The sequence below is a fragment of the Streptomyces sp. NPDC007162 genome, from assembly GCF_040634175.1.
Taxonomy (GTDB): domain Bacteria; phylum Actinomycetota; class Actinomycetes; order Streptomycetales; family Streptomycetaceae; genus Streptomyces.
Map to the genome: position 1 here is coordinate 1 of NZ_JBEYFC010000093.1, position 23673 is coordinate 23673.

Annotated in this window: 23 protein-coding genes and 2 pseudogenes; 19 read left to right on the forward strand and 6 right to left on the reverse strand. The window is 71.2% G+C overall.

The genetic code is table 11. The features are described 5' to 3' along the window. The first annotated feature begins 132 nt into the window (after nucleotides 1–132). From ABZ646_RS14085 to ABZ646_RS14100, 4 genes are all read left to right on the forward strand, one after another. Nucleotides 133–950 (forward strand): IS5 family transposase gene (locus tag ABZ646_RS14085; RefSeq protein ID WP_360517594.1). Its coding sequence is split into 2 segments (ribosomal slippage): nucleotides 133–475 and nucleotides 475–950, totalling 819 coding nucleotides; the frame shifts between segments, so codons are not numbered across the junction. A 258-nt stretch (nucleotides 951–1208) separates the two neighbouring features. After that, the gene (locus ABZ646_RS14090) at nucleotides 1209–2273 is read left to right on the forward strand and encodes an aromatic ring-hydroxylating dioxygenase subunit alpha (RefSeq protein ID WP_360517539.1); all 1065 of its coding nucleotides are present in this window, start codon (nucleotides 1209–1211) and stop codon (nucleotides 2271–2273) included. Continuing rightward, the gene (locus ABZ646_RS14095) at nucleotides 2270–2440 is read left to right on the forward strand and encodes a hypothetical protein (RefSeq protein ID WP_165939260.1); all 171 of its coding nucleotides are present in this window, start codon (nucleotides 2270–2272) and stop codon (nucleotides 2438–2440) included. The genes ABZ646_RS14090 and ABZ646_RS14095 overlap by 4 nt, the downstream gene beginning before the upstream one ends. After that, on the forward strand, nucleotides 2437–3375 hold the full coding sequence (locus tag ABZ646_RS14100) for a PDR/VanB family oxidoreductase (RefSeq protein WP_360517542.1): 939 nt from the start codon (nucleotides 2437–2439) through the stop codon (nucleotides 3373–3375). The genes ABZ646_RS14095 and ABZ646_RS14100 overlap by 4 nt, the downstream gene beginning before the upstream one ends. 147 nt (nucleotides 3376–3522) lie before the next feature. On the opposite strand, the pseudogene ABZ646_RS14105 reads toward ABZ646_RS14100, so the two are convergent. Continuing rightward, a pseudogene (locus tag ABZ646_RS14105) lies at nucleotides 3523–5169 on the reverse strand (discoidin domain-containing protein); the annotation flags it as partial. Here ABZ646_RS14105 and ABZ646_RS14110 point away from each other — a divergent pair. From ABZ646_RS14110 to ABZ646_RS14135, 6 genes and pseudogenes are all read left to right on the forward strand, one after another. Then, a pseudogene (locus tag ABZ646_RS14110) lies at nucleotides 5161–5901 on the forward strand (ABC transporter substrate-binding protein); the annotation flags it as partial. The pseudogenes ABZ646_RS14105 and ABZ646_RS14110 overlap by 9 nt on opposite strands. Before the next feature lie 10 nt (nucleotides 5902–5911). Further along, complete coding sequence (locus ABZ646_RS14115) at nucleotides 5912–6796, forward strand: sugar ABC transporter permease (protein WP_360517545.1); 885 nt, start codon at nucleotides 5912–5914, stop codon at nucleotides 6794–6796. Continuing rightward, a complete protein-coding gene (locus tag ABZ646_RS14120; protein ID WP_360517548.1) occupies nucleotides 6796–7701 on the forward strand; it encodes a carbohydrate ABC transporter permease in 906 nt (301 codons plus the stop codon). The genes ABZ646_RS14115 and ABZ646_RS14120 overlap by 1 nt, the downstream gene beginning before the upstream one ends. Next, nucleotides 7698–9329 (forward strand): family 43 glycosylhydrolase, encoded by a 1632-nt coding sequence (locus tag ABZ646_RS14125; RefSeq protein WP_360517551.1) that lies wholly within the window; start codon nucleotides 7698–7700, stop codon nucleotides 9327–9329. The genes ABZ646_RS14120 and ABZ646_RS14125 overlap by 4 nt, the downstream gene beginning before the upstream one ends. A gap of 201 nt (nucleotides 9330–9530) precedes the next feature. Then, nucleotides 9531–10595 (forward strand): substrate-binding domain-containing protein, encoded by a 1065-nt coding sequence (locus ABZ646_RS14130; protein WP_360517554.1) that lies wholly within the window; start codon nucleotides 9531–9533, stop codon nucleotides 10593–10595. 30 nt (nucleotides 10596–10625) lie between these two features. Next, nucleotides 10626–10832 carry a hypothetical protein gene (locus tag ABZ646_RS14135; protein ID WP_360517557.1) on the forward strand — a complete coding sequence of 69 codons (207 nt, stop codon included), beginning with the start codon at nucleotides 10626–10628 and terminating at the stop codon, nucleotides 10830–10832. An 81-nt stretch (nucleotides 10833–10913) separates the two neighbouring features. On the opposite strand, the gene ABZ646_RS14140 is transcribed toward ABZ646_RS14135, so the two are convergent. From ABZ646_RS14140 to ABZ646_RS14150, 3 genes are all read right to left on the reverse strand, one after another. Continuing rightward, on the reverse strand, nucleotides 10914–11168 hold the full coding sequence (locus ABZ646_RS14140) for a hypothetical protein (RefSeq protein ID WP_360517559.1): 255 nt from the start codon (nucleotides 11166–11168) through the stop codon (nucleotides 10914–10916). After that, nucleotides 11165–12049, reverse strand: a complete 885-nt coding sequence (locus ABZ646_RS14145; protein WP_360517562.1) for an isocitrate lyase/PEP mutase family protein — start codon at nucleotides 12047–12049, stop codon at nucleotides 11165–11167. Before ABZ646_RS14145 ends, ABZ646_RS14140 begins: the two co-directional genes overlap by 4 nt. A gap of 221 nt (nucleotides 12050–12270) precedes the next feature. Continuing rightward, nucleotides 12271–12816, reverse strand: coding sequence for a membrane lipoprotein (locus tag ABZ646_RS14150; protein ID WP_360517565.1), 546 nt, complete (start codon nucleotides 12814–12816; stop codon nucleotides 12271–12273). A 119-nt stretch (nucleotides 12817–12935) separates the two neighbouring features. On the opposite strand from ABZ646_RS14150, the gene ABZ646_RS14155 reads away from it, so the two are divergent. Then, on the forward strand, nucleotides 12936–13331 hold the full coding sequence (locus ABZ646_RS14155) for a VOC family protein (RefSeq protein WP_360517568.1): 396 nt from the start codon (nucleotides 12936–12938) through the stop codon (nucleotides 13329–13331). On the opposite strand, the gene ABZ646_RS14160 is transcribed toward ABZ646_RS14155, so the two are convergent. Continuing rightward, nucleotides 13320–13991 carry a helix-turn-helix transcriptional regulator gene (locus ABZ646_RS14160; RefSeq protein ID WP_360517571.1) on the reverse strand — a complete coding sequence of 224 codons (672 nt, stop codon included), beginning with the start codon at nucleotides 13989–13991 and terminating at the stop codon, nucleotides 13320–13322. The genes ABZ646_RS14155 and ABZ646_RS14160 overlap by 12 nt on opposite strands. Before the next feature lie 129 nt (nucleotides 13992–14120). Beyond that, nucleotides 14121–15266: a YihY/virulence factor BrkB family protein gene (locus ABZ646_RS14165; RefSeq protein WP_360517574.1), complete on the reverse strand. Its 1146-nt coding sequence runs from the start codon at nucleotides 15264–15266 to the stop codon at nucleotides 14121–14123. 173 nt (nucleotides 15267–15439) lie between these two features. On the opposite strand from ABZ646_RS14165, the gene ABZ646_RS14170 reads away from it, so the two are divergent. The 8 genes from ABZ646_RS14170 to ABZ646_RS14205 form a co-directional block, all read left to right on the forward strand. Beyond that, the gene (locus ABZ646_RS14170) at nucleotides 15440–17083 is read left to right on the forward strand and encodes an acyl-CoA dehydrogenase family protein (protein WP_360517577.1); all 1644 of its coding nucleotides are present in this window, start codon (nucleotides 15440–15442) and stop codon (nucleotides 17081–17083) included. Between the two features lie 315 nt (nucleotides 17084–17398). Then, nucleotides 17399–18676: a GAF domain-containing protein gene (locus ABZ646_RS14175; protein WP_360517580.1), complete on the forward strand. Its 1278-nt coding sequence runs from the start codon at nucleotides 17399–17401 to the stop codon at nucleotides 18674–18676. A 185-nt stretch (nucleotides 18677–18861) separates the two neighbouring features. Then, nucleotides 18862–20196: a hypothetical protein gene (locus tag ABZ646_RS14180; RefSeq protein WP_360517583.1), complete on the forward strand. Its 1335-nt coding sequence runs from the start codon at nucleotides 18862–18864 to the stop codon at nucleotides 20194–20196. A 74-nt stretch (nucleotides 20197–20270) separates the two neighbouring features. Continuing rightward, on the forward strand, nucleotides 20271–20858 hold the full coding sequence (locus ABZ646_RS14185; RefSeq protein ID WP_360517586.1) for a GNAT family N-acetyltransferase: 588 nt from the start codon (nucleotides 20271–20273) through the stop codon (nucleotides 20856–20858). A gap of 109 nt (nucleotides 20859–20967) precedes the next feature. Next, nucleotides 20968–21051: a putative leader peptide gene (locus ABZ646_RS14190; RefSeq protein ID WP_309500612.1), complete on the forward strand. Its 84-nt coding sequence runs from the start codon at nucleotides 20968–20970 to the stop codon at nucleotides 21049–21051. 123 nt (nucleotides 21052–21174) lie between these two features. After that, nucleotides 21175–22872: a nitrite/sulfite reductase gene (locus ABZ646_RS14195; RefSeq protein ID WP_360517589.1), complete on the forward strand. Its 1698-nt coding sequence runs from the start codon at nucleotides 21175–21177 to the stop codon at nucleotides 22870–22872. Beyond that, on the forward strand, nucleotides 22869–23048 hold the full coding sequence (locus tag ABZ646_RS14200) for a hypothetical protein (RefSeq protein ID WP_132890059.1): 180 nt from the start codon (nucleotides 22869–22871) through the stop codon (nucleotides 23046–23048). The genes ABZ646_RS14195 and ABZ646_RS14200 overlap by 4 nt, the downstream gene beginning before the upstream one ends. Continuing rightward, nucleotides 23045–23673, forward strand: a 629-nt coding sequence (locus ABZ646_RS14205; RefSeq protein WP_360517591.1) for a phosphoadenylyl-sulfate reductase, incomplete at its 3' end; no start/stop codon positions are given. The genes ABZ646_RS14200 and ABZ646_RS14205, both read left to right, overlap by 4 nt.

Sequence of the window (23673 nt, forward strand, 5' to 3'; positions counted from 1 at the left end):
CAACACCAACCCACAACTGCCCTGGTCATTCCTCGCCCACACCGGCCTGACCATCCACCCACCACACCCACCGAACTTACGAAAAGATCAGTAGACCGTGTCCTACGTGGTGAGGCGGTCGTTGGTTTGGTCATGGGGCGGGGTACATGGAGCTGGATTGTTCCGGACGGGCTGTGGGAGATCGCGAAGCCGTTGATCCCGCCGTCGAGGGTGCGGCCGCAAGGCGGCGGAACGCAGGACACCCCTGATGAGACGCTGTTCGCGGCCATCATCTACGTCCTGGCCAGTGGCTGCGCCTGGCGCCATCTGCCGCCCTGCTTCGGCATATCGAAGTCGACGGCTCACCGCCGCTTCCTGATCTGGTCGAGAGCCGGCGTCTGGGGCCGCCTCCACGAGGCAGTGCTGCACCGGCTCGACGACGCCGGCCTCCTCGACGTCACCCGCGTCGTCCTCGACACCGCCCATGTCCGCGCTAAAAAGGGGGCGAACACACAGGTCCGAGCCCCGTGGACCGCGGTAAGCCGAGTTCCAAGATGCACGTCCTGTCGGACGCGAACGGACTGCCTCTTCTCGTCGGCGTCTCGGCCGGCAACACCCACGACAGCGAAGGGCTGAAGCCCATGGTCGAGGGTCACCAAACGAGACACGACCCCCACCGCGGCCGCCACTTCAAGCCCCAGCGCCTCCACGCGGACAAAGCTTACGACCGCACCGACCTGCGGAAATGGTTACGCGGCAAACGCATCGGAGTCCGGATCGCACGCAAAGGCATCGAGTCCAGCGAACGATTGGGCCGCCGCAGGTGGGTGATCGAACGCACCATGTCGTGGCTGTCCGGCTACCGTCGACTCAGCCCACGCTACGAACGCAATCCCCGCAACTACCTGGCCTTTCTCGGCCTCGCCGCCGCCATCTGCTGCTACAAACGACTCGTCCGCCTCACCACGTAGGACACGGTCTTAATCACCACGAGAGCCCTAATTGGGATCAACTTCGTAAGTCGACAGCCCTGGAGCGGACACGCAGCCCAGCGATGCAGACACAGTGCCGCGTGTTGGCCCGAGCTCATCCCGACTCAACCCCACGGGGGACTACATACCCTGAACAGGCCTTTTACCTATCTGCTTCCGTGAGGCGGAAGAGGTATTGCGGCGCAGTGACGCCCTTCCGGACGATGTCGCCACCACCCAACGACGGGAGCCGCAGCCATGCCGCACATCACCGCCTTCGCCAGGAACCAGTGGTACGTCGCCGCCTACAGTCACGAGGTCGGGCGGGAGTTGTTCGGGCGGACGATTCTCGGGGAGCCGCTCGTGTTCTACCGGGCCGAGGAGGACGGCACGCCGGTGGCCCTCAGCGACCGCTGCGTGCACCGGCGTTACCCGCTGTCGGAGAGCGGACTCGACGGTGACCGGATCGTGTGCGGGTACCACGGGTTCACCTACGACCGGACCGGCGCGTGCGTGTACGTGCCGGGGCAGAAGCGCATCCCGCGCACCGCAAGGGTCGCCTCCTACCCGGTGGTCGAGCAGGACTCGCTGGTGTGGGTGTGGATCGGCGACCCGGCGCTCGCCGACGCGGACACCATCCCGCGCGCCCGTCACCTCGACTCCCCCGGCTGGACGACCGTCCGCGGCATGGAGCCGATCGACGCCGACTACGGCCTGCTCGTCGACAACCTCCTCGACCTCTCCCACGAGACCTATCTGCACGGCGGTTACATAGGAACCCCCGAGGTCGCCGAGACGCCGATCACCACCGAGGTCGACGAGGGTGCCGGGATCGTACGGGTCAGCCGGCACATGGACGACGCCGAGTGCCCTCCGTTCTACGCCCGTTCGACGGGGATCAAGGGCCGGATCACGCGCTGGCAGGACATCGAGTACCACGCGCCGTGCCTGTACCTGCTGCACAGCCGGATCGCCCCGGTCGGCGTGGTGCCGGAGGCCGACGGCAGCGACCCGAACGGCTTCCACACCGAGATCACCTACGCGATCACCCCGTCCGCGGACGGCAAGGTGTACGACTTCTGGATGGTCTCCCGGGACTGGGCGACCGACGACGCCGAGGTCACCGAGTTCCTGCGCGGCAACAACCACACGGTGGTCATGCAGGACGTGGACGCCCTCAACCTCCTTCAGCGGACGCTGGGTTCGGAGCGCGCCGGCTACCAGGAGCTGAGCATCAACATCGACACCGGCGGCCTCGCCGCCCGCCGCATCCTCGCCCGGCTGGTCGAGGAGGGCGACAAGCCCGTGGAGAAGGTCCTGTGAGCACGCCGACCGGCGAGGTCTACCGCATCGACTGGCTGCCGGGCACCGACGTGCTGCACGGCACCTGTCACTGCGGGGCCGAGCACACCGCCCAGGACCCGGTCGAGATGTGGGAGTGGATGCTCGGCCACCCCGAAGGACACCAGCCCCCGGAGCGCACCGCATGAGCCTGTACGAAGCCGAACTCGTCGTCAGCGAAAGGGCGTCGGCGGCGGACGGCGTCGTCGCCCTCACCCTTCGGCACCCTCTTGGCGAGAACCTTCCCGGCTGGGAGGCGGGAGCGCATCTCGACGTGGTCCTCGGGCCGGATCTGGAGCGGCAGTTCTCGCTCTGCGGGGATCCCGGTGACCGTACCGGGTGGCGGATCGCGGTACTGCGGGAACCGGACGGGCGGGGCGGGTCCGCCTTCGTCCACGAGCAGTTGCGCGTCGGCGACAAGGTGTGGGTGCGCGGGCCCCGCAACCACTTCCGGCTCGAGCCGGCGCCGCGCTACCGGTTCGTCGCGGGCGGCATCGGCATCACCCCGATCCTGCCGATGCTCGCCGCCGCCGAGGCCGCGGGCGCCGAGTGGACGCTGCTGTACGGCGGCAGGACACGCCAGTCCATGGCGTTCACCGGGGAGTTGGCCCGGTACGGCGACACCCGGGTCACCGTCGCCCCGCAGGACGAGACCGGACTGCTCGACCTCGGCGCGGTGCTGGACGACGTTCCGGAAGACACCCTCGTGTACTGCTGCGGCCCTGGGCCGCTGCTGGACGCGGTGGAGGAGCGCTGCCCGGCCAGCGTGCTGCGGGTCGAGCGGTTCCGGCCGAAGGAGCAGGTGGCGGGTGAGGAGCGGGAGTTCGAGGTCGTCCTCGCGCAGAGCGGTCGTAGCGTCACCGTGCTGCCGGGTGTCTCGGTGCTCGACACCGTCCGGGGCGCCGGCGTCGAGGTGCTCTTCTCCTGCACCGAGGGCACCTGCGGCACCTGTGAGACGGACGTCCTCGAAGGCACCCCGGACCACCGGGACTCGGTGCTCACCGAGCAGGAGCGGGCGGCCGGGGAGACGATGCTGATCTGTGTCTCGCGGTGCCGGGGTGAGCGCCTGGTGCTCGATCTGTGACACCGCGGCCGCAGGTGTCCACAGCGTTGCGGGGACGCGCGGGCCGGGGTTGTGCCACCCGGGTCGCCCCGCGCTCGGCCGAACGGCGGACCCGAGTGCGCGAGCAGGTCCGGGCGGCCGGGCGCGGGGTTCCCGGAAAGGCGGCGGTCACGCGGTCAGGTACGCCTCCACCTCGCTGAACTGGCCGGCGGGCCAGCCGTCGTTGGCGCTGACGGTCAGTCGGAGCCAGCGCAGGGCGGTGGTGCCCGGCAGGGCCACGGTGACGGTGTTGCCGGTCGCCGGGTCGAAGCGGTAGCCCGTCGCGCCCACCACGGTCGAGTAGGTCGAGCCGTCGGTACTGCCGAGCACGGTGACGGTCTGGGTACGCGCGTTCCAGGCGGCCTGCGGGGGGAGTTTCAGGACCAGCCGGCGGACCGCGTAGGAGGAGCCGAGGTCGACGGTCAGTGACTGCGGGAAGGCGTGGTTGGTCGACTCCCAGTAGCTGTTCGCGTCGCCGTCGACCGCCTTGCCGGGGGTGTAGACGTCCTGCGAGCCGGTGGCCGTCGCGGGGTGGCCCTTGGCGAGGTTGCGGGCCGGGTCCGGGTCGGGGTTGCCCTGTCCGGGCGTCGGCCAGGTCGAGCAGTCCGACCAGGTGCCGGGCCAGCCGGAGTTGCCGCCGCCGTCGGTGAGCCCGAAGGTCCCGGAACCGGCCGGGTAGGGGCAGTTGTAGACACCGGCCGCGCCGACGCCGGTGGCCGTCACGTCGCGGAAGGTCGCGGCACCCTGGGCCTCGGCCTGGACCACCACCGTACCGGTGTTGCGGACGGTCGCCCCGGCCACGGTGACGTTCCGGACCGGGTAGCCCTGCCCGCCGCCGGAGACGAACTCGAAGGCGCTGTACGGACTGTCGGTGATCGTGGTGTTGGTGATGTCGACGGTGGCGTTGACGGCGCTGTCGTAGGAGTCGACGCGCAGCGCGCCCATGGGGTGGTTCCAGTTGGGGTTCATCGCGCCCGTGCGGACGAGGGTGTTGCCGTCGACCGTGATGCTGCCGGCCAGTGGGCTGAACGGGTCGAGGAACTTCTGGTTGGAGATGGCGATGCCGCTGCCGAGGGCGTTGGTGTCGGAGACCAGGTTGTTCCTGACGGTGATGTCCGTGCCGCCGTAGATCGCGATGCCGTTGGCGAGGTTCGGCTGGGAGACGGTGTTGTTCGTGAAGGCGGAGTCGGTGTCGGGCGAGTACAGCGACCACATGGCGAGCGCGTCGTCGCCCTGGTTGCGCAGGAAGTTGTTGCGGACCTGGACGCCGTGGGCGGTGCCGTTGAGGTTGAGGCCGTCGGCGGTGGTGTCGAGGACGCGGTTGTTCTCGACGACCAGGTTGTCGTTGTCGCCCGTCAGCCAGAATCCGCACTTGAGGTGCTGGATCCACATACCGGACACCGAGCTGTTCGGCCCCAGGGACCCGTTGACGAAGTTGTCCGGGTTGGAGTCGACGCGTTCGGTGACCTCCCCGAACACCGCGAAGTCCTTGATGTGGACGCTTCCGGAGGAGCTCGACTGGTCGATGAACCGTGAGGTGTGCACCACCGAGTACCAGCTGCCCGCGCCCTGCAGGGTCACGTTCTGTACGCCGCTGAGGGAGGACGTCAGCCTGTAGTCGCCCGGCGGGATCCACACCGTGCCGCCCTGGGCTGCGGAAATGGCGTCCCGGAAGGCCTGGGTGGAGTCGCCGTTGCCGCTGGGGTCGGCGCCCTTGGAGACCACGGAGACCGACCCGGCGGGCTGTGCGGCGGCCCCGGCCACCTGCTCGAAGTCCTCGCCATGCAGGCGGGCGCCCACTGGTACGCGATCGACGGCGACTCCTGGAAGGTGGACTTCCAGGACCCGGGCACCCTGAAGGCCGCCGCCGTGGTCCAGCAGGTCATCGACAACGACCTCGACTCCAAGCTGTCGTTCGCCGACTACGCGGCCGTCCAGCGCAACTACGACGACGGCGGTACCGCGACCCGGCAGATCTCCACCTGGCAGATGGCCGGCATGGTGCAGAACTTCACCAAGTCCTTCGGCAAGTGGGCCCTCTCCCCCTGGCCGGCCTTCACCGGCGAGACCGCCAGGACCCCGGCCGGCACCAACCTCACCGGCAGCGTCACCCTCGTCACCAAGCAGTGCACCCACCAGCAGCAGGCCGCCGAGGCCGCGTTGTGGATGTCCACGAACACCGGCGCGGTGAAGACGATGGCCAGCCCGACCACCGGCAACGGCGTGATGCCCGCACTGGCCGACAGCGGCGCCTACGTCGACGAGGCGATCTCCCAGAAGCTCCTCGGTTCCCACTACGAACCGGCGAAGAAGGTCGTCACCGACAGTCTGGACACGGTCACCACGGACTGGACCTTCGGCCCCGACTGGACCGCCATGTTCACCGAGTTGCAGAGCGGCTGGGCGAAGGTGGTCAGCAAGCAGCAGAAGGTCACCGACCTCCTCGCCCACATGCAGCAGTGGACGGTCGACGACCTGAAGTCCCGCGGCATCAGCGTCAAGGGCTGAGGCGGCACGGATGGTCCGCTCCCAGCGCTGGAAGGGCGCCGCCTTCACGGTGCCCTTCCAGCTCGGCTTCGTCTTCCTCTACCTGGTCCCGATCGGCTACGCGGTCTACGAGTCCCTCTACCGCTCGCACTCCTCCGGACTGGGCCTCGGCGGCACCACGGACGAGTTCTCCGGCCTCGCCAACTACCGGCAGGGCCTCACCGACCCGGCGTTCCTCGACTCGGTCTTGCGCGTCCTGCTGTTCGCCTGCGTGCAGATCCCGGTCATGCTCCTGATCAGCCTGCTCCTGGCGCTCTTCCTGGACGCCCTGACGTCCCGGGTGGCCGGCCGCTTCCGGGTGCTGCTGCTGGTGCCGTACATGATCCCCGGTGTGGTCGCGGCAATCGTCTGGATCAACCTCTACAGCCCCGACGTCGGCCCCCTCACCCCGCTGGGCAAGGCGTTCGGACTCACCTGGAACTTCTTCGCGCCGTCGATGGTGTGGCCGTCCATCGGCAACCTGCTCACCTGGCACGGCATCGGCTACAACATGGTCATCATCTACACGGCGCTCCAGGGCGTGCCGCGCGAGCTCTTCGAGGCGGCCCGGCTGGACGGCGCCTCCGAGCCCCGGATCGCCCTGAGCATCAAGGTCCCCCACGTCCGGGGCGCGCTGGTCCTCACCGGCATGCTGTCGATCATCCAGATGCTCCAGATCTTCAACGAGCCCGCCCTGTTCCGCAACGTCACGCCCCAGACGGTGAGCGACAGCTTCACCCCGATCATGGTGATCTACAACCAGGCCTTCAACGCGGGCAACTACCACTACGCGGCGGCCCTGTCGGTCCTGCTCGCGCTGATCCTCGGCGTCGCCTCCTTCCTCTTCTACCGGCTCACCGCCAAGGAGGCCGACTGATGGCACTCACCGAGGAACGGCAGCGGACGAACCCGGTGCGGCGCATCAACAAGCCGGATCCCGCGACCCGTTCCCGAGGCGGTCAGCGCTTCCTCCTCGTCGGCCTGGTCCTCGCGAGCGCCTACAGCCTCTTCCCGGTCTGGTGGCTGCTGGTCGCCGCGACGAAGGACCGCACCGCCCTCTACCAGAGCAACGGGCTCTGGTTCTCGGGCTGGCACCTCTGGAGCAACCTGCACCAGCTGTTCACCTACGAGGACGGCATCTTCCTGCGCTGGACGGCCAACTCCTTCCTCTACGCGGGAGTCGGCTCCCTCGGCGGCACCCTGATCGCCCTCGCCACCGGCTACGGACTGGCCCGCTTCCGGTTCCCGGGCCACGGCCTCGTCTTCGCCTGCGTGGTCGGCTCCTTCCTGGTGCCGATCGCCCTGCTCACCCTTCCGCTGTACCTGCTGTTCTCGAAGATCGGCCTGGTGGACACCCCCTGGGCGATGCTGATCCCCTGTCTGATCAACCCGTTCAGCGTCTACCTGGCGAAGGTCTACACCGAGGCGACGGTCCCGTACGAACTCCTCGAGGCGGCCCGCCTCGACGGAGCGGGCGAGGTGCGCATCTTCTTCGCCATCGTCCTGCGCATGATGACGACCGGCGGCGCGACGGTCTTCCTGCTGGCCTTCGTCAACACCTGGAACGCGTTCTTCCTCCCCCTCACGGTGCTGCGCGGCGAACAGAACTGGACCCTGAACCTGGGCCTGTACAACTGGTCCGGCAAACGCCTGGAGTCGGGTGTGGACCTGACCGGCCTGGTCCTCACGGGCGCGCTCCTGTCCATCGTCCCGATGGCGATCATGATGATCGCGATGCGCCGCTACTGGCGTACCGGCGTCACCCTGGGAGCGCTCAAGTGACCGTCCTGCACAACCCGGTGATCCGCGGCTTCGCCCCCGACCCGTCCCTGGTCCGCGCCGGCGACTGGTACTACGTGGCGAACAGTTCCTTCGAGTGGTTCCCGACGATCCCGATCCACCGTTCGCGCGACCTGGCCCACTGGGAGTACGCGGGCCATGTCGAGGGCGCCGCCCCCGGGGGCAGCCTGGCCGGCGTCCCCGACTCGGGCGGCATCTGGGCACCCTCCCTCAGCTGGGACGGCGCGCGCTTCTGGGTGGTGTACTCGATCGTCCGCTCGGTCGGCACCCCCTACTTCGACCAGGACACCTACGTCAGTACGGCCCCGGAGGTGAGCGGCCCCTGGGCTCCACCGCGCCGCGTCCCGAGCCACGGCTTCGACCCCGCGCTGTACCACGAGAACGGCCGCGTCTGGCTCCTCAACCTCCAGAACGACCACCGCCCCGGCGGCGACCGCTTCGCGGGCATCGTCGCCACGGAACTGGACCGAAGGACACTCGCCCCCGTCGGCACCACTCACCTCCTCCTCCAGCACGACCGTCTGATCGAGGGCCCGAAGCTGCTGAAGCACGACGGCTGGTACGTCCTGGTCCTCGCGGAGGGCGGGACGGGTTTCGAGCACGGGGTGCGGGTGGCCCGGAGCCGGAACCTCACGGGCCCGTACGAACTCGACGAACGACCGCTGCTGACCGCACGGGAGGACCCCGAGTGGCCGCTGCAGAAGGCGGGACACGCGGAGTTGGTGGAGACACCGGAGGGCGAGTGGTACCTGAGTCACCTGACGGCACGCCCACTGAGCACACCGGAGGGCCCAAGGTGCCCCCTCGGCCGGGAGACCGCGATCCAGGCGGTGACCTGGGACGCGGACGGCTGGCCGAGACTCCGGCACGGGGACGTCCGTCCGGCGGTGGCTGTCGAGACACGTCAGGGCGAGCGCCCCCCAGGGGGCGCGGGGCCGCATCCGACATGCGGCTACCGCCGCGTGGGCGCGACCAGCCCCCACCAGCCCGCGCACAGGCACTACTACACCCTCCGCTCCTCACCCGACCCGTCCAGGATCGACCCCGTCTCCCGCCCCGGCCACCTCCTCCTCCGCGGCCACCACGGCCCCGACTCCCTCTGGTCCCACACGCTCCTCGCGCACCGCATCACCGAACACCACGCAGAAGCCCAGGTGACCCTCCGGGCGACCCCCACCACCTTCACCCAGTCCGCGGGCCTGCTCCTCTGGTACAACACCTCGGCCTACCACGCCCTGGACCTCACCTGGGCGGAACCGCCGGGCGAACCCCAGCGCGGCCAGCAGTGGCAGGGCACCGGCCGCACCGTCCTGGCCCTCACCACCCGCGACCTGTCGGACACCCGCACACCGGCGGTCGTCGAGGTCGGCGCGGACACCCCCCTCACCCTCGGCGTCACGGTGCACGGCGCTCAAGCCCGGTTCTGGTACGGATCCGACCGCTCCCGCCACCCCGTCGGCCCGCCCCTCGACTTCGCCCGACTCTCCGACGACCACGGCCCGCACCTCCGCTTCACCGGCGCAATGGCGGCAATCCACGCCGTAGACCTCGTAGACGCATCCTTCACCGCGGACTTCACCGATTTCCGAGTCACCTGCATACCCGAATAATCCGGCCTCCCACTTGTTCGAAGTTTCGAAAGTTACGTCCGTAACGATCCGGCGATTTCCCAGGTCTTCACGTCGTGTGGACGCGCACCTATCGTAGGAAGCGCTTACTACACGGCTTGCACGCAGACCGCGGAAGCAGCGTTGGTCGCAACTTTCGTTACTTTCGTTGGCCCAACGGCGGGCCGGAGAGGCGGGTTCCCCATGGTCCGTACCGGGAGTACGAGCATGGCGGCGGCCGGTCCGACCCTGGCGGTGGTGGCCCGCGAGGCGGGCGTCTCCGTACCGACCGCCTCGAAGGTGGTCAACGGGCGGGACGACGTGGCCCCCGAGACCCGCCGCCGGGTCACCGAGGCACTCGAACGGCTCGGCTACGTCCGCAGGCCGCGCTTCGACGCGACGAAGTCCCCCGCCCTGATCGACCTGGTCGTGCACTCGCTGGACAGTTCGTGGTCGGGCGCGGTGCTGCACGGGGTGGAGGAGGCGGCGTACGAGGCCGGTCTGGAGATCGTCGTCTCGGCAGGGCTGACCCGGACCCGGGCCGGCCGCCCGGAGCGCGACTGGCTGGACAAGCTCACCGCACGCGGTTCCTCGGGCGTCCTGTTCAACCTGGCCGAGCTGACCCGGGCCCAGTACGCCTGGCTGGACCACCACCGCATCCCTTACGTACTGATCGACCCCGTCCACGAGCCCCCGTCGGGGACGGTCTCGGTCGGGGCGGCGAACTGGCAGGGGGGCGTGACCGCGACCGAGCACCTGCTCGCCCTCGGCCACGAGCGGATCGCGGTGATCGCCGGCAGCCGGCGCAAGATGTGCGGCAGCGCCCGGGTGGCCGGCTACCGCTCGGCACTCGCCTCGGCGGGACTGCGCCACCGCGGCGAGTACGTCCGGCACGCGGGCTTCGACGAGGGCACGGCCCGGCACCGTATGCACGAACTGCTCGACCTGGCGGAGCCGCCGACCGCCGTGTTCGCCTGCTCGGACCGGATGGCGCTCGGGGCGTACTCGGCGCTGGCCGAACGCGGGCTGCGGGTGCCGGACGACATCAGCGTGGTCGGTTTCGACGACCTGCCCGAGGCGCGGTGGGCGGCTCCGGCCCTGACCACGGTCCGCCAGCCGCTGGCGGAGATGGCGGCGACGGCGCTGCGGCTGCTGGTGCGGATGATGCAGGGGGACCGCCCTGAGGGCACCCGGACGGAGCTGTCGACACGGCTGGTGGAGCGGGCGAGCACGGCGGCCCCACCGGCCCGTTCGGCCGTACGACGGTGACCGCTCCGTCGTCAAGATCGTTTCGGGGGCATGAAACTCACCCCGCGTACCGCGGCGGCCGGTGCTCTGACCGCAGCCGCCCTGACCACCGCGTTGGGCACCGCCCACGCCACGACCCGGACGGTCGCCCCGGCCCGTCCGCACACCACCACGGTGGCCGCCCCGCACGACGAGCACGATCCCAAGGAGGACGTGGAACTGGACGAGAACGGCCGCCCCGACCTCGGCGAGGACTGAGCACCCCGGCCCGGCGAGGGCGGCCGGACCCGGTCCGGCCGCCCTCCGGGGTGCGCTGCCGCACCCTGCGGCGTGCGCTGCTCAGTCGTCGTGCGTGACGGGCTCGCCGAGCATCGCCTGGATGGCGTCCACGGCGCTGCCGTCGTGATCGCTGCCGGCCGTGCCTCTGCCGGCCTGCACGTTCGCCGTGCGGTCCACCTCGAGGATGGAGTCCGCGTGCGAGTTGTCGATCACCGTGATCAGGCTGTCGCCCGCGTGGGCCGGGGCCGCGGCCCCGGCCAGCAGCGCGACGGCGGCCACCGCGGCCGCCCGCAGCACCGGCCCCGCAGCCGTCACACGCCCACGCCCTCGGGCTCGGGCTCGGGCTCGGGCTCGTCGAGGCGTTCACGGGCGATGTTGCGCTCCAGCAGCGTCGTGGACACCTTGACGCCGACCCCGCCGTCCGCGTCCACCTGGGGCAGCCGGCCGTCCGCCGCCTTCAGGTCGCCGAGCGCCGTGTCCATCGCCTCGTGCGCGGCGAACAGACACGGTGTGGAGTAGATCGCGATGTCCACACCGAGCTCGTCCAGCTCGGTCAGCGAGAGCCGGGGCGACTTGCCGCCCGCGATCTGGTTGAAGAGCAGCGGTTTGTCGCCGACGACCTTGCGGATGCGGCGGATCCACTCCTCGCTGCGCACCCCGTCCACGAGGATCACGTCGGCGTCCGTGGCGGCGAGCCGCTCCGCGCGGTGCAGGATGTCGTGCTCGTCGGTGGCGTCCGTACGGGCCACGACGACCAGGTCCTGACGGGTCTGAAGGACCCGCTCCAGTTTCTCCAGGTACTCCTCCAGCGGCAGCACCTGCTTGCCGTCGGCGTGCCCGCAGCGGCGGGGCCGCTTCTGGTCCTCCAGGATCACCCCGGAGGCACCGATCCGCTCCAGGCCCTCCACGACGTGGCAGGCGACCTCGGGGTCGACGTACCCGTCGTCGATGTCGACGAGGAGATGATGGCGCGGGAACGCGCCCCGCAGCCGCTGGACGAAGGCCACCATGTCGGGCCAGGCGATGAATCCGATGTCCGGCAGGCCGTAGTACGAGGCGGCGAAGCCGAAGCCGGAGACGAACATCCCGTCGTAGTGCTTGGCCGCGATCGACGCCGAGTACATGTCGTACACGCCGATCAGCGGGGTGGTGCCCGGCCCGGCGATCTGCTCGCGCAGCTTCTTCCCGTAAGTCAAGATCCGGCTCCTCCTGTGGGTGGCGCGGCGGCTCGGACGGCCTCCGCGTCTCAACGCCCTTTGCCAAGACAAGAGCATCTCTAGATACACACGTGACTATCTCCGTGCGCGACCTTTACTCACCCCAATGGCGGAGCGGGTTCACCGGAGAAACGTCACTGGCGGGCCCGTGCGGCGCAGCGGGACGTCCGTACGGGTGGACCGGACCCCGGAATTCGCCCTCAGAGCCCGGGCGTCGGCACGGTGTTGTCGGGAGGTCCGCCGTCCCCGTTGGTCGGCAGGTCGCCGCGTCGCACCGGCTCGCCGTCGGTGAAGGCCGGGTCGGGGGTGGGCAGCAGGGCGTCGAGTTCGCCGGCGGCGGGCCGGTGGACCGCGTGCAGGGCCTTACCGAGGACGGCCGCGGAGACCTCGCCCTCGCCTTCCAGCCACACCACGCACTCCTTCTTCACCACCTCGTACCGGTGGTGCCCGGCGTGTTGCGGCCGGTCGGTGTAGAGGTGGATGACGGCGCCGGTGCTGTCCGTGTACGCGGCGGAGAAGCCGTCGTCGCCCTGCACGCCGACGGACTGCCGGGCGAGGGTGAACCCGGGAGCGTCGGTGACGTAGACCAGCTCGGGGGCGATGCCCAAGGCCTTGGCCCTGGCGCTGAGCTCGGCCGGGCCGGCGGGCGGTCCCGAGGCACCGGACCCGGCCTTCTCGGTGCCGCAGCCGGCGAGCAGGGCGACCGCGAGCAGGAGCGGCGGCAGGGTGCGCACGGCACGGATCATGGGCCCATCGTGCCGCACAGCTGTTCCCCAGGCACGGGGTTTTCCGGGCGCCCCTGGAAGCACGGCACAGGTCCGATCCGTTCAAGACCGGCGCCGGGCCGGCCGCCTACGGTGACCGCATGACTCCACGATTCGCCGTGCTCGGCCTGGTCGTCTCCGACCTGTCCGCGTCCCTCGCCTTCTACCGCCGTCTCGGCCTGGACTTCCCGCCCGGAGCCGAGGAACAGCCCCATGTCGAGGCCGAGTTGCCGGGCGGCCTCACCCTCGCCCTGGACACGGAGGAGACCGTCCGCTCCTTCCACCCGGCCTGGCAGCCGCCGGCCGCGGGCGGCCGGGTGGGGCTCGCCTTCCGCTGCGGCTCACCCGCCGAGGTGGACGCGGTGTACGAGGACCTGGTCGGCGCCGGGTACCACGGCGAGCTCAAGCCCTGGGACGCCTTCTGGGGCCAGCGGTACGCCACGGTGCACGACCCCGACGGAAACGGCGTCGACCTGTTCGCCCCGCTACCGCATTAGCCGGGTCACCGGCACGCCCGCCAACGCCCGCACCTCGCGGGAGAGATGAGGCTGGTCCGCGTACCCGGCCCGGACGGCGGCCTCGGCGAGCGGCACCCCGGCCCGGGCGAGCGCGAGGGCGCGCTGCATCCGCAGCACCCTCGCCAGCGTCTTGGGGCCGTAGCCGAAGGCGGCCCGGCTGCGGCGGTGCAACTGGCGTTCTCCCAGAGCCAGTTCGTCGGCGACGGCGGCCACCGGCCACCCCGCGTCCAGCGCTTGGACGAGCCGCACGAGCACCGGGTCGGCGGGCGCCGCGCCTTCGAGGGCGATCTCCTCCAGCGCGCGGCCGGGATCGGCGGTGCGGGCAACCCGGTCCCGCAGCCTCCGTACGTCCGAAGCGGGCCAGAGCTCGCTCAGCTCGACGCGCTGGTCGAGCAGTTCGTAGGCGGGCAGGCCGAGAAAGGCGGGCGCGGCCCCGGGAGCGAAGCGCAGGCCGGCCCAGGCGCCGACGGCCCCCTCGGGGACGTACGCGGACGTGTCGGGCCCGGCGACGAGCAGCCGCCCCTCGTTCCACAGCAGATCCATGCACCCGTCGGGCAGCACCCGTCCCGCGCCGCCCTCGTCCGGGGCGTTCACCCAGACGACCGCACCGGCCAGCCGGGACGCCCGTTCCCTGTACACAGACCTCAGGGTAGACGCGCCCCTTCAGGGGCGCTGGGGGTCCCCCCGGCCGAAGGCTGGGGGAGGAACTGCGCGACCAGCCCCCCACCGGGCCCGCGGCCCGCGGCGAACCCGCCCCGCCTCCGGCTCTCATCCCTCCCGCTTGTGCGGCGGATGGCTGCTCTTCACGTGCGCGCGCAGCCGCGCCGTGACGTCCTCCGGCGGCAGGAACCGCGACCACCGCTCCGGGAACTCCGACGGCATGTCGGGGTCGTCGGGGTCGTCGGCCCCGCCCTCGCGCGCCGCCGCGGTCGCACGGGCGACGTACTCGGCGACCTGGGCCTCCCGCAGGCGTTCGTTGGCGGCGCGGGCGGCGGCCGTCGCGGCGGCCGGCCAGACCCGGTCGATGGCGGCGTTCACGGCGGCGCCGACCAGCACCGCGAAGGCCGACACACCGATCCACAGCAGCACGGCGACGGACGCGGCGAGCGAGCCGTAGATCGTGGCGCCCTCGATGGTGTGGGTGAGGTAGATCCGCAGCAGGAAGCTGCCGAGGACCCACATGGCGAGGGCGACCAGGGCGCCGGGCACGTCCTCGATCCACGGGGAGCGGACCGGCACGGAGACGTGGTACAGCGTGGTCAGGAAGACGATGGAGAGGACGATCACCACCGGCCAGTACAGGACCTGCACGACCGTCTCCGACCACGGCACGATCCGGACCACCGCGTCCGGCCCGGCCACCATCAGCGGCAGCGCCACCGATCCGATCAGCAGGGCGGCGATGAAGAGCAGGAAGGAGACGATCCGCGTCTTCACGATGCCGCGGACGCCGTCGAGGCCGTACATCACGGTGATCGTGTCTATGAAGACGTTCACCGCGCGGGAGCCCGACCACAGGGCGAACAGGAAGCCGATGGAGATCACGTCGGGGCGGCCGCCCTGGACCACGTCGTGCAGGATCGGCTCCGCGATCTCCTTGACACCCTTGTCGGACAGGACCGTGCGGGAGGCGTCGAGGAGGTTGTTCTCCAGGCTGGCGATGGTGTGGGCGCCGGTCCAGTCGTCGACGTAGCCGAGCAGTCCGATGAGGCTGAGCAGCAGCGGCGGCACGGACAGCAGGGTGAAGAAGGCGGCCTCGGCGGCGAGCCCGAGGATGCGGTACTCCATGCAGGAATTGACGGTGTCCTTGAGCAGCAGCCAGGTCGTCCTGCGCTTGGAGACGTTCCGGTAAAGGGCTCTGGCCCGGTGGAGCCGGCCGGAGGGCCGCTCGGGGGTATCGCTTGCTGGCTGCACGCCCTAACGGTATCCGCCGTCCGGGTCGCCACTCATCTTCCGGGGGCCCTGACCGGGTCCTTCCGGACCGCGCCGGGAACCGACCGGCCCGGAGCGGGATCATCCGGTGCGACCGGGGAAGTCGCTGTGTCACGCTGGAGACCACCGCCGTCGGCCCGGGTAGGTTCGCAGACATGGCAGGCACCACCACCCACACCGTGACCAACCAGCCGCCCCCGCTGGTCGGGTACGACCTGTTCAGCGCCGACCACGCCCTCGTCGAGGCCGTCGCGCGGCACACCGCCCCCGAGCTGCTCGACGAGGTGCGCTCCGAGCTGTCGGGCATCGGCTCCTCGGCCGGCTCGGCGCAGGTGCAGGAGTGGGGGGCCCAGGCGAACGAGCACCCGCCCCGGCTGCGCACCCATGACCGCTACGGGCACCGAGTCGACGAGGTCGAGTTCCATCCGGCCTGGCACCGGATGCTCGGCAAAGGGGTGGGCGCGGGCCTGACCACCGGCTTCGTACGGCCGGCCGGGCACGTCCGGCGCGCCGCCGCGTTCCTGGTCTGGACGCAGGTGGAGGCCGGCAACTGCTGTCCGCTGTCGATGACGAACGCGGCGGTGCCCGTGCTGCGCACCGACCCGGAGCTGGCCGCCGCGTGGGAGCCGCTGCTGACGTCGATGATCTACGACCGCGAGCTGCGGCCCGCCGGGCGGAAGGCCGGCGCCCTGTTCGGCATGGGCATGACGGAGAAGCAGGGCGGCAGCGACGTACGCGCGAACACGACCGCCGCCGTCCCGCTCGCGGAGTCCGGGACGTACACCCTCTCCGGGCACAAGTGGTTCTGTTCGGCGCCGATGTCGGACGGCTTCCTGGTGCTGGCCCAGGCGCCGGGCGGCCTCACCTGTTTCCTGGCGCCCCGCGTCCTGGCGGACGGCTCCAGGAACGTCTTCCTTCTCCAGAGGCTCAAGGACAAGCTCGGCAACCGGTCCAACGCGTCGGCCGAGGTCGAGTTCGACGGGACCTGGGCGCGGCGGGTGGGCGAGGAGGGGCGCGGGGTGCCGACCATCATCGAGATGGTCGCCGCGACCCGGCTGGACTGCGTGCTGGGCTCGGCGGGGCTGATGCGGCAGGCGGTGGCGCAGGCCGTGCACCACTGCACGCACCGCGAGGCGTTCGGCGCGAAACTGGCCGACCAGCCGCTGATGCGCAACGTGCTGGCCGACCTCGCCGTCGAGTCGGAGGCCGCGACCGCGCTGGCGCTGCGGCTGGCCGCCGCCTACGACGACGGGGGCGAGGCGGAACGGGCCCTGCTGCGGCTGGCGTTGCCGGCCGCCAAGTACTGGGTGACCAAGCGCTGCGCGCCGGTCGTGGTGGAGGCGGCCGAGTGCCTGGGCGGCAACGGCTACGTGGAGGAGTCGGGGCTGCCCCGGCTGGTGCGCGAGTCGCCGCTCAACGCCGTCTGGGAGGGCGCCGGGAACATCCAGGCGCTGGACGTCCTGCGTGCGCTGCACCGCGAGCCGGGCGCCCTGGACGCCTGTCTGCAGGAGATCGGCCGCGCCCACGGCGCCGACCACCGCCTGGACCGGGCGGTCAAGGACCTGTTCGCCGAACTGGCCGACCTGGAGGGCGCGCAGACGCGGGCCAGGCGGCTCGTGGAACGGCTGGCGACGGTGCTCCAGGGTTCGTTGCTGGTCCGCTTCGCACCGGCCGAGGTGGCGGACGCCTTCTGCGCCTCGCGACTGGGCAACGACTGGGGTTCGACCTTCGGCACCCTCCCGGCGGGCCTGGACCTGGCGGCCCTGGTGGACCGGGCCCGGGTGCGCATCCCCGGGTGAGGGGGCCTTCCACGTCCCGCCGGGGAGGGGTGGGGGTGGTGCTGCGCCGACACGGCACCACCCCCACTTCGGCCCATGTCAGGCCGACGACGCCGTGGCGTCGGCCCAATTTTCGGCCACCCCCGGCTCGTTCACCAGGGTTGCAAGGGGTTGCAACCTGTCGGTGACTGTGCGCGGACCGTGTGCCTCCGGCACCGGAAAACGGCAGTATGAGACGCGCAGCCGGACCGGAAACCGCCGCCCGGACGGCTTGACAAGACTCTTCCATGCCTTTTCCGAGGACTGTCCGGGAGGACCTCAGTGGGGAACCCGCCGATGGACGTGGCCCGACTCGCCGCGAAGGACGCGGCACAGGCTGCTCGGGTACTGCGCGAGGTCCGTGAGGCCAGACTCGCCGGACACCGTGGACGGATCGCGCCCCGGCCGGTGATCGAGCAGTCCTGGGGGCGGATGCTGCGCAGCGGTGTCGACCCCGACCACGACTTCCGCTCGGGGCTGCTGTCGGCCGACGAGGTCCGGCGCAGACGGGAGGAGTCACCCCTCAGGGACGTACTGCCGGTCCTGCGCGAGGGGCTGCTTTCGGTCGCGGACGTCGCCCAGCACATCATGGTGGTGGCCGACGCCGACGGCCGGGTGCTGTGGCGTGAGGGTTCCTCGCAGGTGCTGCGCAAGGCGGACGGGCTGGGCTTCGAACTCGGCGCCGACTGGCGCGAAGACGTCGTCGGTACCAACGGAGTGGGCACCCCGGCGGTGGTGCGCAGGCCCGTGCAGGTGTTCGCCGCCGAGCACTTCGTGCGCTCGCACGCCTCCTGGACCTGTTCGGGCGCCCCGATCACCGATCCCCGGGACGGCACGCTGCTCGGGGTGGTGGATGTCAGCGGCCCGTTGGAGACCATGCATCCGGCGACCCTGGCCTGGGTGGCCTCGGTGGCGAGACTCGCGGAGGCCAGGCTGCGGGAGGTGCATCTGGACGCCCTGGAGCGGCTGCGGGCGGTCGCGGCCCCGGTGCTGGCCCGGCTGGCGGGGCGGGCGCTGGTGGTGGACACCGACGGCTGGACGGCCGCGGTCACCGGGATGCCGTGTCCGCGGCGGCTCGCGCTGCCCAAGTCCCTGTCCCCGGGCCGCCGCCGGCTGCCCGCGCTCGGGCTGTGTTCGGTGGAGCCGCTGGCCGGGGGCTGGTTGCTGCGGACGGTGGACGAGCCGGTGCCTGCGGACGGCGGGCGGCTCGTGCTCGACCTGAGCCGGCCGCGCCGGCCCGCGCTGACGGTGGGCGGCGGCGCGGGCTCCTGGACCCGTGAACTGAGCCCGCGGCACGCGGAGTTGCTTTTCCTGCTGGCCGTACGGCGCGCGGGGCGCAGTGCGGCCGGTCTCGCCGCGGACGTGTTCGGGGACGCCTCACGGACCGTCACCGTACGCGCGGAGATGTCCCGGGTACGGCGGTATCTGGGGGCGCTTCTCGAACACCGTCCGTACCGCTTCCGCGAGGACGCGCAGATCGAGGTGCTGTTCCCCGACGACCCCCGGAACCTGCTGCCGGACTCGACCGCCCCGGCGGTGACGGAGGGCAGAACCCCGGGCCACCGGTCGAGGTGAACACCGGCTCACGGAGGGCGCATTCGACGCATTGAGAGCATCCCAGGAGGTATCTTCCGCATATTTGCGAGGTCTTCGAGATACCGGGGCCCCGGCTGCCGTAGCATCCCGGTACGGGCCTCCCCACCTGCTCCTCGGTCAACGTACGGACCATCCGGCGCAGTTGGCCCGCCTCGGGAGGAGACATGAAGCATCGCGGCAGACACCGGCGACGCAGGCGGGGCGCGGCACTGCGCGCCGCCCTGGCCGGGACCGCGCTCGCGCTCACCGCGACCGCCACGATCGTCAGCGCCTCGCAGGCCACGGTCGCCGAGGACCCCGGCGCGCTGAAGCCCCTGACCTCCACCGCCGGCACCGCGCAGTTGGGGCTCCGGGAGCACCTGGTGCCGCGGCGCTCACTGGACCGGCTCGCCTCGGCCGCGGGCGGCTCCGTCGGGGTCGCGGACGTACTCCAGAACGCCGACCACACGCTGCGGGAGGCGCCCGACTGCGACTCCGGCGACCGGGACACGCTGCCGGTCACGCCGGCGGCCGACGAGGCGTACTGCTGGGACCCCACCGACACCCTCACCGACGACTGGCGTCCGGCCTCGGTGACCACCTCGTCCGACGCGGACGACGACGGCCTGTGGGGCGCCAACCGCGTCGTCCTCGCCGGCTGGACGCACTCCACCACTTCCGGCCCGGCCGCCTCCCGGGGTCTGGCCCGGATCGCCGTGGTGGACGCGAACGACCCGGCCCACCCCACCTACGCCTGGGTCCTGCTGACCGTGCCCAGCGCCGACGGCAGCACCTACCGGGGGCTGACCTCGCAGATCTCCGGGATGGCCTGGTACGAGAACAAACTGCTGGTCACCACCACCCTGGGCAGCGCCGACGCGCTCTACGTCTACGACCTGAACCGCATCCAGCGGGCCTCGGTCCTGGCGGACGCGGTCGGCCGGGTCCGGGGCGGCTGGTCGGCCGACGGGTTCCGGTACGCGATGCCCGCCGTGGGCTGGTACAGCTTCGCCGCCGGAGCCTGTTCCGGGGACGGCGCGCCCTGTCCGAGCGCGCTCTCGGTGGACCGGGGGACGTCCCCGGACAGCCTGGTGCTCGGCGAGTGGACCACCGCGGGCAGCGACCGGCGGGCCCGGCTGTGGCGGTACGCGTTCGACGAGAGCCCCGCGCGCGAGGGGCTGCTCGCCACGGACGCCGCCGGCCGGGTGGACGCGGTCGAGGCGTACCGGACGGGTGCCTCCGAGATCCGGGGCGTCCTGTCGTACCGCCCGCCGGGCGCGACCGGCTCCGAGTGGTACGTCGGCCACCTGCCCGGCGCCATGGACGGGCACGGCAGCCTGTGGCGCCAGGACACCGACGGAGCGCACGGCAGCCGCTGCGGGTCGGACGCCTCGCACCGCTGCTGGGCCGCGGGTACCGGTTCGCTGTCGTACGCGTCCGACACGGGCGAGGTGTGGTCCGTCAGCGAGCGCATGCTGTTCTCGACGCCGCTGCGCTCGATCGACGCGTCGCTGCGCTAGCCGGCGTCGCCGCGTAGGACGCGGTGCCGGTGCGGGCATCGACATGTCCGGGGCCGGGATGATTGCCTGGCCCCATGAGCAGCAGTGTCGTCGTGACCACCTGGTCCCTGGAGCAGACCTCCCCCGCCGACCTCCTCCCGGCCGCCGCCCCGGAGGGCGGCGGGGTCAGGATCGTGCGCGCCGAGGTCCCCTCCCCCGAGTTCAGCCGTTTCCTGTACGCCTCGGTCGGCGGTGACGTCCGGTGGACCGACCGGCTGGGGTGGAGCCACTCCCGCTGGCGGGAGCACCTGGAGCGGCCGGGCGTGGAGACCTGGGTGGCCCACGACCGCGGCACCCCCGCGGGCTTCGTCGAGCTGGAGCCGCAGGACGACGGTGTCGTGGAGATCGTCTACTTCGGCCTGCTCCCGGCTTTCCGGGGCCGCCGGATCGGCGGCCACCTGCTCTCGTACGGCGCCGCCCGGGCCTGGGACCTGGCGGAGCGGTGGGTGGAGCGGCCGCCGACGAAGCGGGTGTGGCTGCACACCTGCAGCCTGGACGGTGAGCACGCGATGGCGAACTACCGGCGCCGCGGCTTCACGCTCTTCGACACCAAGGTCGAGGAGGCACCGGACGTCCCGGCGCCGGGACCGTGGCCGGGGGCGTATCCCGATACCCCCCGGTAAACGCGGCCGGGGCGTGACGCACACCACCTCGTCTCAGTATTCAGAATAGATTTGTCCGAATCGCGGACGATGGTGGACTGGCCAGAGATCCGCGTGACACGCTTCCGTCATGTCTGGAACTGGAATCGCCTTGGTGAGTCGGCGGCACGTCGACCTCGGCCGCATGTCCAGCGCCATCTGTCCGGCGGGCTGAGAGCACAGCACCGCCGCCCCTCCCGCCCAGACACCCGGGCCTGCGCAGCGCCGCGCAGGCCTCCCCGTGCGCCCGTACGCGCAGGTCAGAGCCGCTTCCCGCCTGTCCCGAAGGACGTCCACCATGGCCGCCACCCCGCAGAACCCTGCCGCCTCCGCGCCCCGCCGCAAGGTGAGCCGTCACCGCGGCGAGGGTCAGTGGGCTATGGGTCACTACACCCCGCTCAACGGCAACGAACAGTTCAAAAAGGACGATGACGGTCTCAATGTGCGGACACGCATTGAGACGATCTACTCCAAGCGCGGCTTCGACTCGATCGACCCCAACGACCTGCGCGGCCGCATGCGCTGGTGGGGTCTGTACACCCAGCGCAAGCCCGGGATCGACGGCGGCAAGACCGCGGTCCTGGAGCCGGAGGAGCTGGACGACAAGTACTTCATGCTGCGGGTGCGGATCGACGGCGGCAAGCTGACCACCCAGCAGCTGCGGGTGATCGGCGAGATCTCACAGGAGTTCGCCCGGGGCAGCGCGGACATCACCGACCGCCAGAACATCCAGCTGCACTGGATCCGCATCGAGGACGTCCCGGAGATCTGGAACCGGCTCGAGGCGGTCGGCCTGTCCACCACCGAGGCGTGCGGCGACTGCCCGCGTGTCGTGATCGGCTCGCCGGTCGCCGGGATCGCCGAGGACGAGATCATCGACGGCAGCTGGGCGATCGACGAGATCCACGAGCGGTACATCGGCAGCAAGGAGTTCTCCAACCTGCCGCGCAAGTTCAAGACGGCGATCTCCGGCTCCCCGCTCCTCGACGTCGTGCACGAGATCAACGACGTGGCGTTCGTCGGTGTCGAGCACCCCGAGCACGGCCCCGGCTTCGACCTGTGGGTGGGCGGCGGCCTGTCCACCAACCCGAAGATCGGCGTCCGGCTCGGCGCCTGGGTGCCGCTCGCGGAGGTCCCCGAGGTGTGGGCCGGCGTGGTCGGCATCTTCCGGGACTACGGCTACCGGCGGCTGCGCACCCGCGCCCGCCTGAAGTTCCTGGTCGCCGACTGGGGCCCGGAGAAGTTCCGCCAGGTGCTCCAGGACGAGTACCTCAAGCGCGCGCTCGTCGACGGCCCCGCGCCCGCCGAGCCCCTGTCCCGCTGGCGCGACCACGTCGGCGTGCACCGGCAGCAGGACGGCAACTTCTACGTCGGGTTCGCGCCGCGCGTCGGCCGCGTGGACGGCGCCACCCTGGCGAAGATCGCGGACCTCGCCGAGGCGCACGGCTCGGGCCGGGTACGCACCACCGTCGAGCAGAAGATGATCGTCCTCGACGTCACCGAGGACCAGGTCGAGTCGCTGGTCGAGGCGCTGGAGGCGCTGGACCTGACCGCCAAGCCGTCCCCGTTCCGGCGCGGCACCATGGCCTGCACCGGCATCGAGTACTGCAAGCTCGCCATCGTCGAGACCAAGCAGCGCGGCAGCGCCCTGATCGACGAGCTGGAGCGCCGGCTCCCCGAGTTCGACGAGCCGCTCACCATCAACCTCAACGGCTGCCCGAACGCCTGCGCCCGTATCCAGGTGGCGGACATCGGTCTCAAGGGCCAGCTGGTCCTCAACGACCAGGGCGAGCAGGTCGAGGGCTACCAGGTGCACCTGGGCGGTGCCCTGGGCCTTCAGGCCGGCTTCGGCCGCAAGGTCCGCGGTCTCAAGGTGACCTCGGAGGAACTGCCGGACTACGTCGAGCGGGTGCTCAGGCGTTTCCAGGCGGAGCGCGAGGACGGCGAGCGGTTCGCCACCTGGGCGTCCCGCGCCGACGAGGAGGCCCTCTCATGAGCGAGCGGGCCGCCCCCTTCTACTGCCCCTACTGCGGCGACGAGGACCTGCGTCCCAGCGACGAGGGCCACGGCGCCTGGGAATGCGCGGCGTGCAACCGCGCATTCCAGCTGAAGTTCCTCGGGCTGCTCGCCCGGGGGCTGAAGCACTCCGAAGCTGGAGGGGAACACATATGACCACGACTCAGGAAGACCGCAGCACAGACGAGTTGAAGGCGCTGGCCGAGCAGGCCGGCCGCGACCTCGAAGACGCCTCCGCCCTGGAGATCCTCCAATGGGCGGTGGACACCTTCGGCAAGGGCTTCTGCGTGACCTCCTCCATGGAGGACGCGGTGGTGGCCCACCTGGCGTCCCGCGTCCAGAAGGGCGTGGACGTCGTCTTCCTCGACACCGGCTACCACTTCCCGGAGACCATCGGCACCCGGGACGCGGTCGAGGCCGTGATGGACGTCAACGTCATCACCCTCACCCCGCGCCAGACGGTCGCCGAGCAGGACGCGGAGTACGGTCCGAGGCTGCACGACCGCGACCCCGACCTGTGCTGCAAACTGCGCAAGGTCCAGCCGCTGGAACAGGGCCTGACGAAGTACGCGGCCTGGGCGACCGGGCTGCGCCGCGACGAGTCCCCGACCCGGGCGAACACCCCCGTCGTCGGCTGGGACGAGAAGCGCCAGAAGGTCAAGATCTCACCGATCGCCCGCTGGACCCAGGACGACGTGGACGCGTACGTCGCCGAACACGGCGTGCTGACCAACCCGCTGCTGATGGACGGCTACACGTCCGTCGGCTGCGCCCCCTGCAC

Excerpts from the sequence above, each read along its gene's own strand:
- ABZ646_RS14090 (WP_360517539.1), top strand. The coding sequence starts at position 1,209 with ATGCCGCACATCACCGCCTTCGCCAGGAACCAGTGGTACGTCGCCGCC.
- ABZ646_RS14100 (WP_360517542.1), top strand. The coding sequence starts at position 2,437 with ATGAGCCTGTACGAAGCCGAACTCGTCGTCAGCGAAAGGGCGTCGGCG.
- ABZ646_RS14115 (WP_360517545.1), top strand. The coding sequence starts at position 5,912 with ATGGTCCGCTCCCAGCGCTGGAAGGGCGCCGCCTTCACGGTGCCCTTC.
- ABZ646_RS14120 (WP_360517548.1), top strand. The coding sequence starts at position 6,796 with ATGGCACTCACCGAGGAACGGCAGCGGACGAACCCGGTGCGGCGCATC.
- ABZ646_RS14130 (WP_360517554.1), top strand. The coding sequence starts at position 9,531 with ATGGTCCGTACCGGGAGTACGAGCATGGCGGCGGCCGGTCCGACCCTG.
- ABZ646_RS14135 (WP_360517557.1), top strand. The coding sequence starts at position 10,626 with ATGAAACTCACCCCGCGTACCGCGGCGGCCGGTGCTCTGACCGCAGCC.
- ABZ646_RS14150 (WP_360517565.1), bottom strand. The coding sequence starts at position 12,816 with ATGATCCGTGCCGTGCGCACCCTGCCGCCGCTCCTGCTCGCGGTCGCC.
- ABZ646_RS14155 (WP_360517568.1), top strand. The coding sequence starts at position 12,936 with ATGACTCCACGATTCGCCGTGCTCGGCCTGGTCGTCTCCGACCTGTCC.
- ABZ646_RS14170 (WP_360517577.1), top strand. The coding sequence starts at position 15,440 with ATGGCAGGCACCACCACCCACACCGTGACCAACCAGCCGCCCCCGCTG.
- ABZ646_RS14175 (WP_360517580.1), top strand. The coding sequence starts at position 17,399 with ATGGACGTGGCCCGACTCGCCGCGAAGGACGCGGCACAGGCTGCTCGG.
- ABZ646_RS14180 (WP_360517583.1), top strand. The coding sequence starts at position 18,862 with ATGAAGCATCGCGGCAGACACCGGCGACGCAGGCGGGGCGCGGCACTG.
- ABZ646_RS14185 (WP_360517586.1), top strand. The coding sequence starts at position 20,271 with ATGAGCAGCAGTGTCGTCGTGACCACCTGGTCCCTGGAGCAGACCTCC.
- ABZ646_RS14190 (WP_309500612.1), top strand. The coding sequence starts at position 20,968 with ATGTCTGGAACTGGAATCGCCTTGGTGAGTCGGCGGCACGTCGACCTC.
- ABZ646_RS14195 (WP_360517589.1), top strand. The coding sequence starts at position 21,175 with ATGGCCGCCACCCCGCAGAACCCTGCCGCCTCCGCGCCCCGCCGCAAG.
- ABZ646_RS14200 (WP_132890059.1), top strand. The coding sequence starts at position 22,869 with ATGAGCGAGCGGGCCGCCCCCTTCTACTGCCCCTACTGCGGCGACGAG.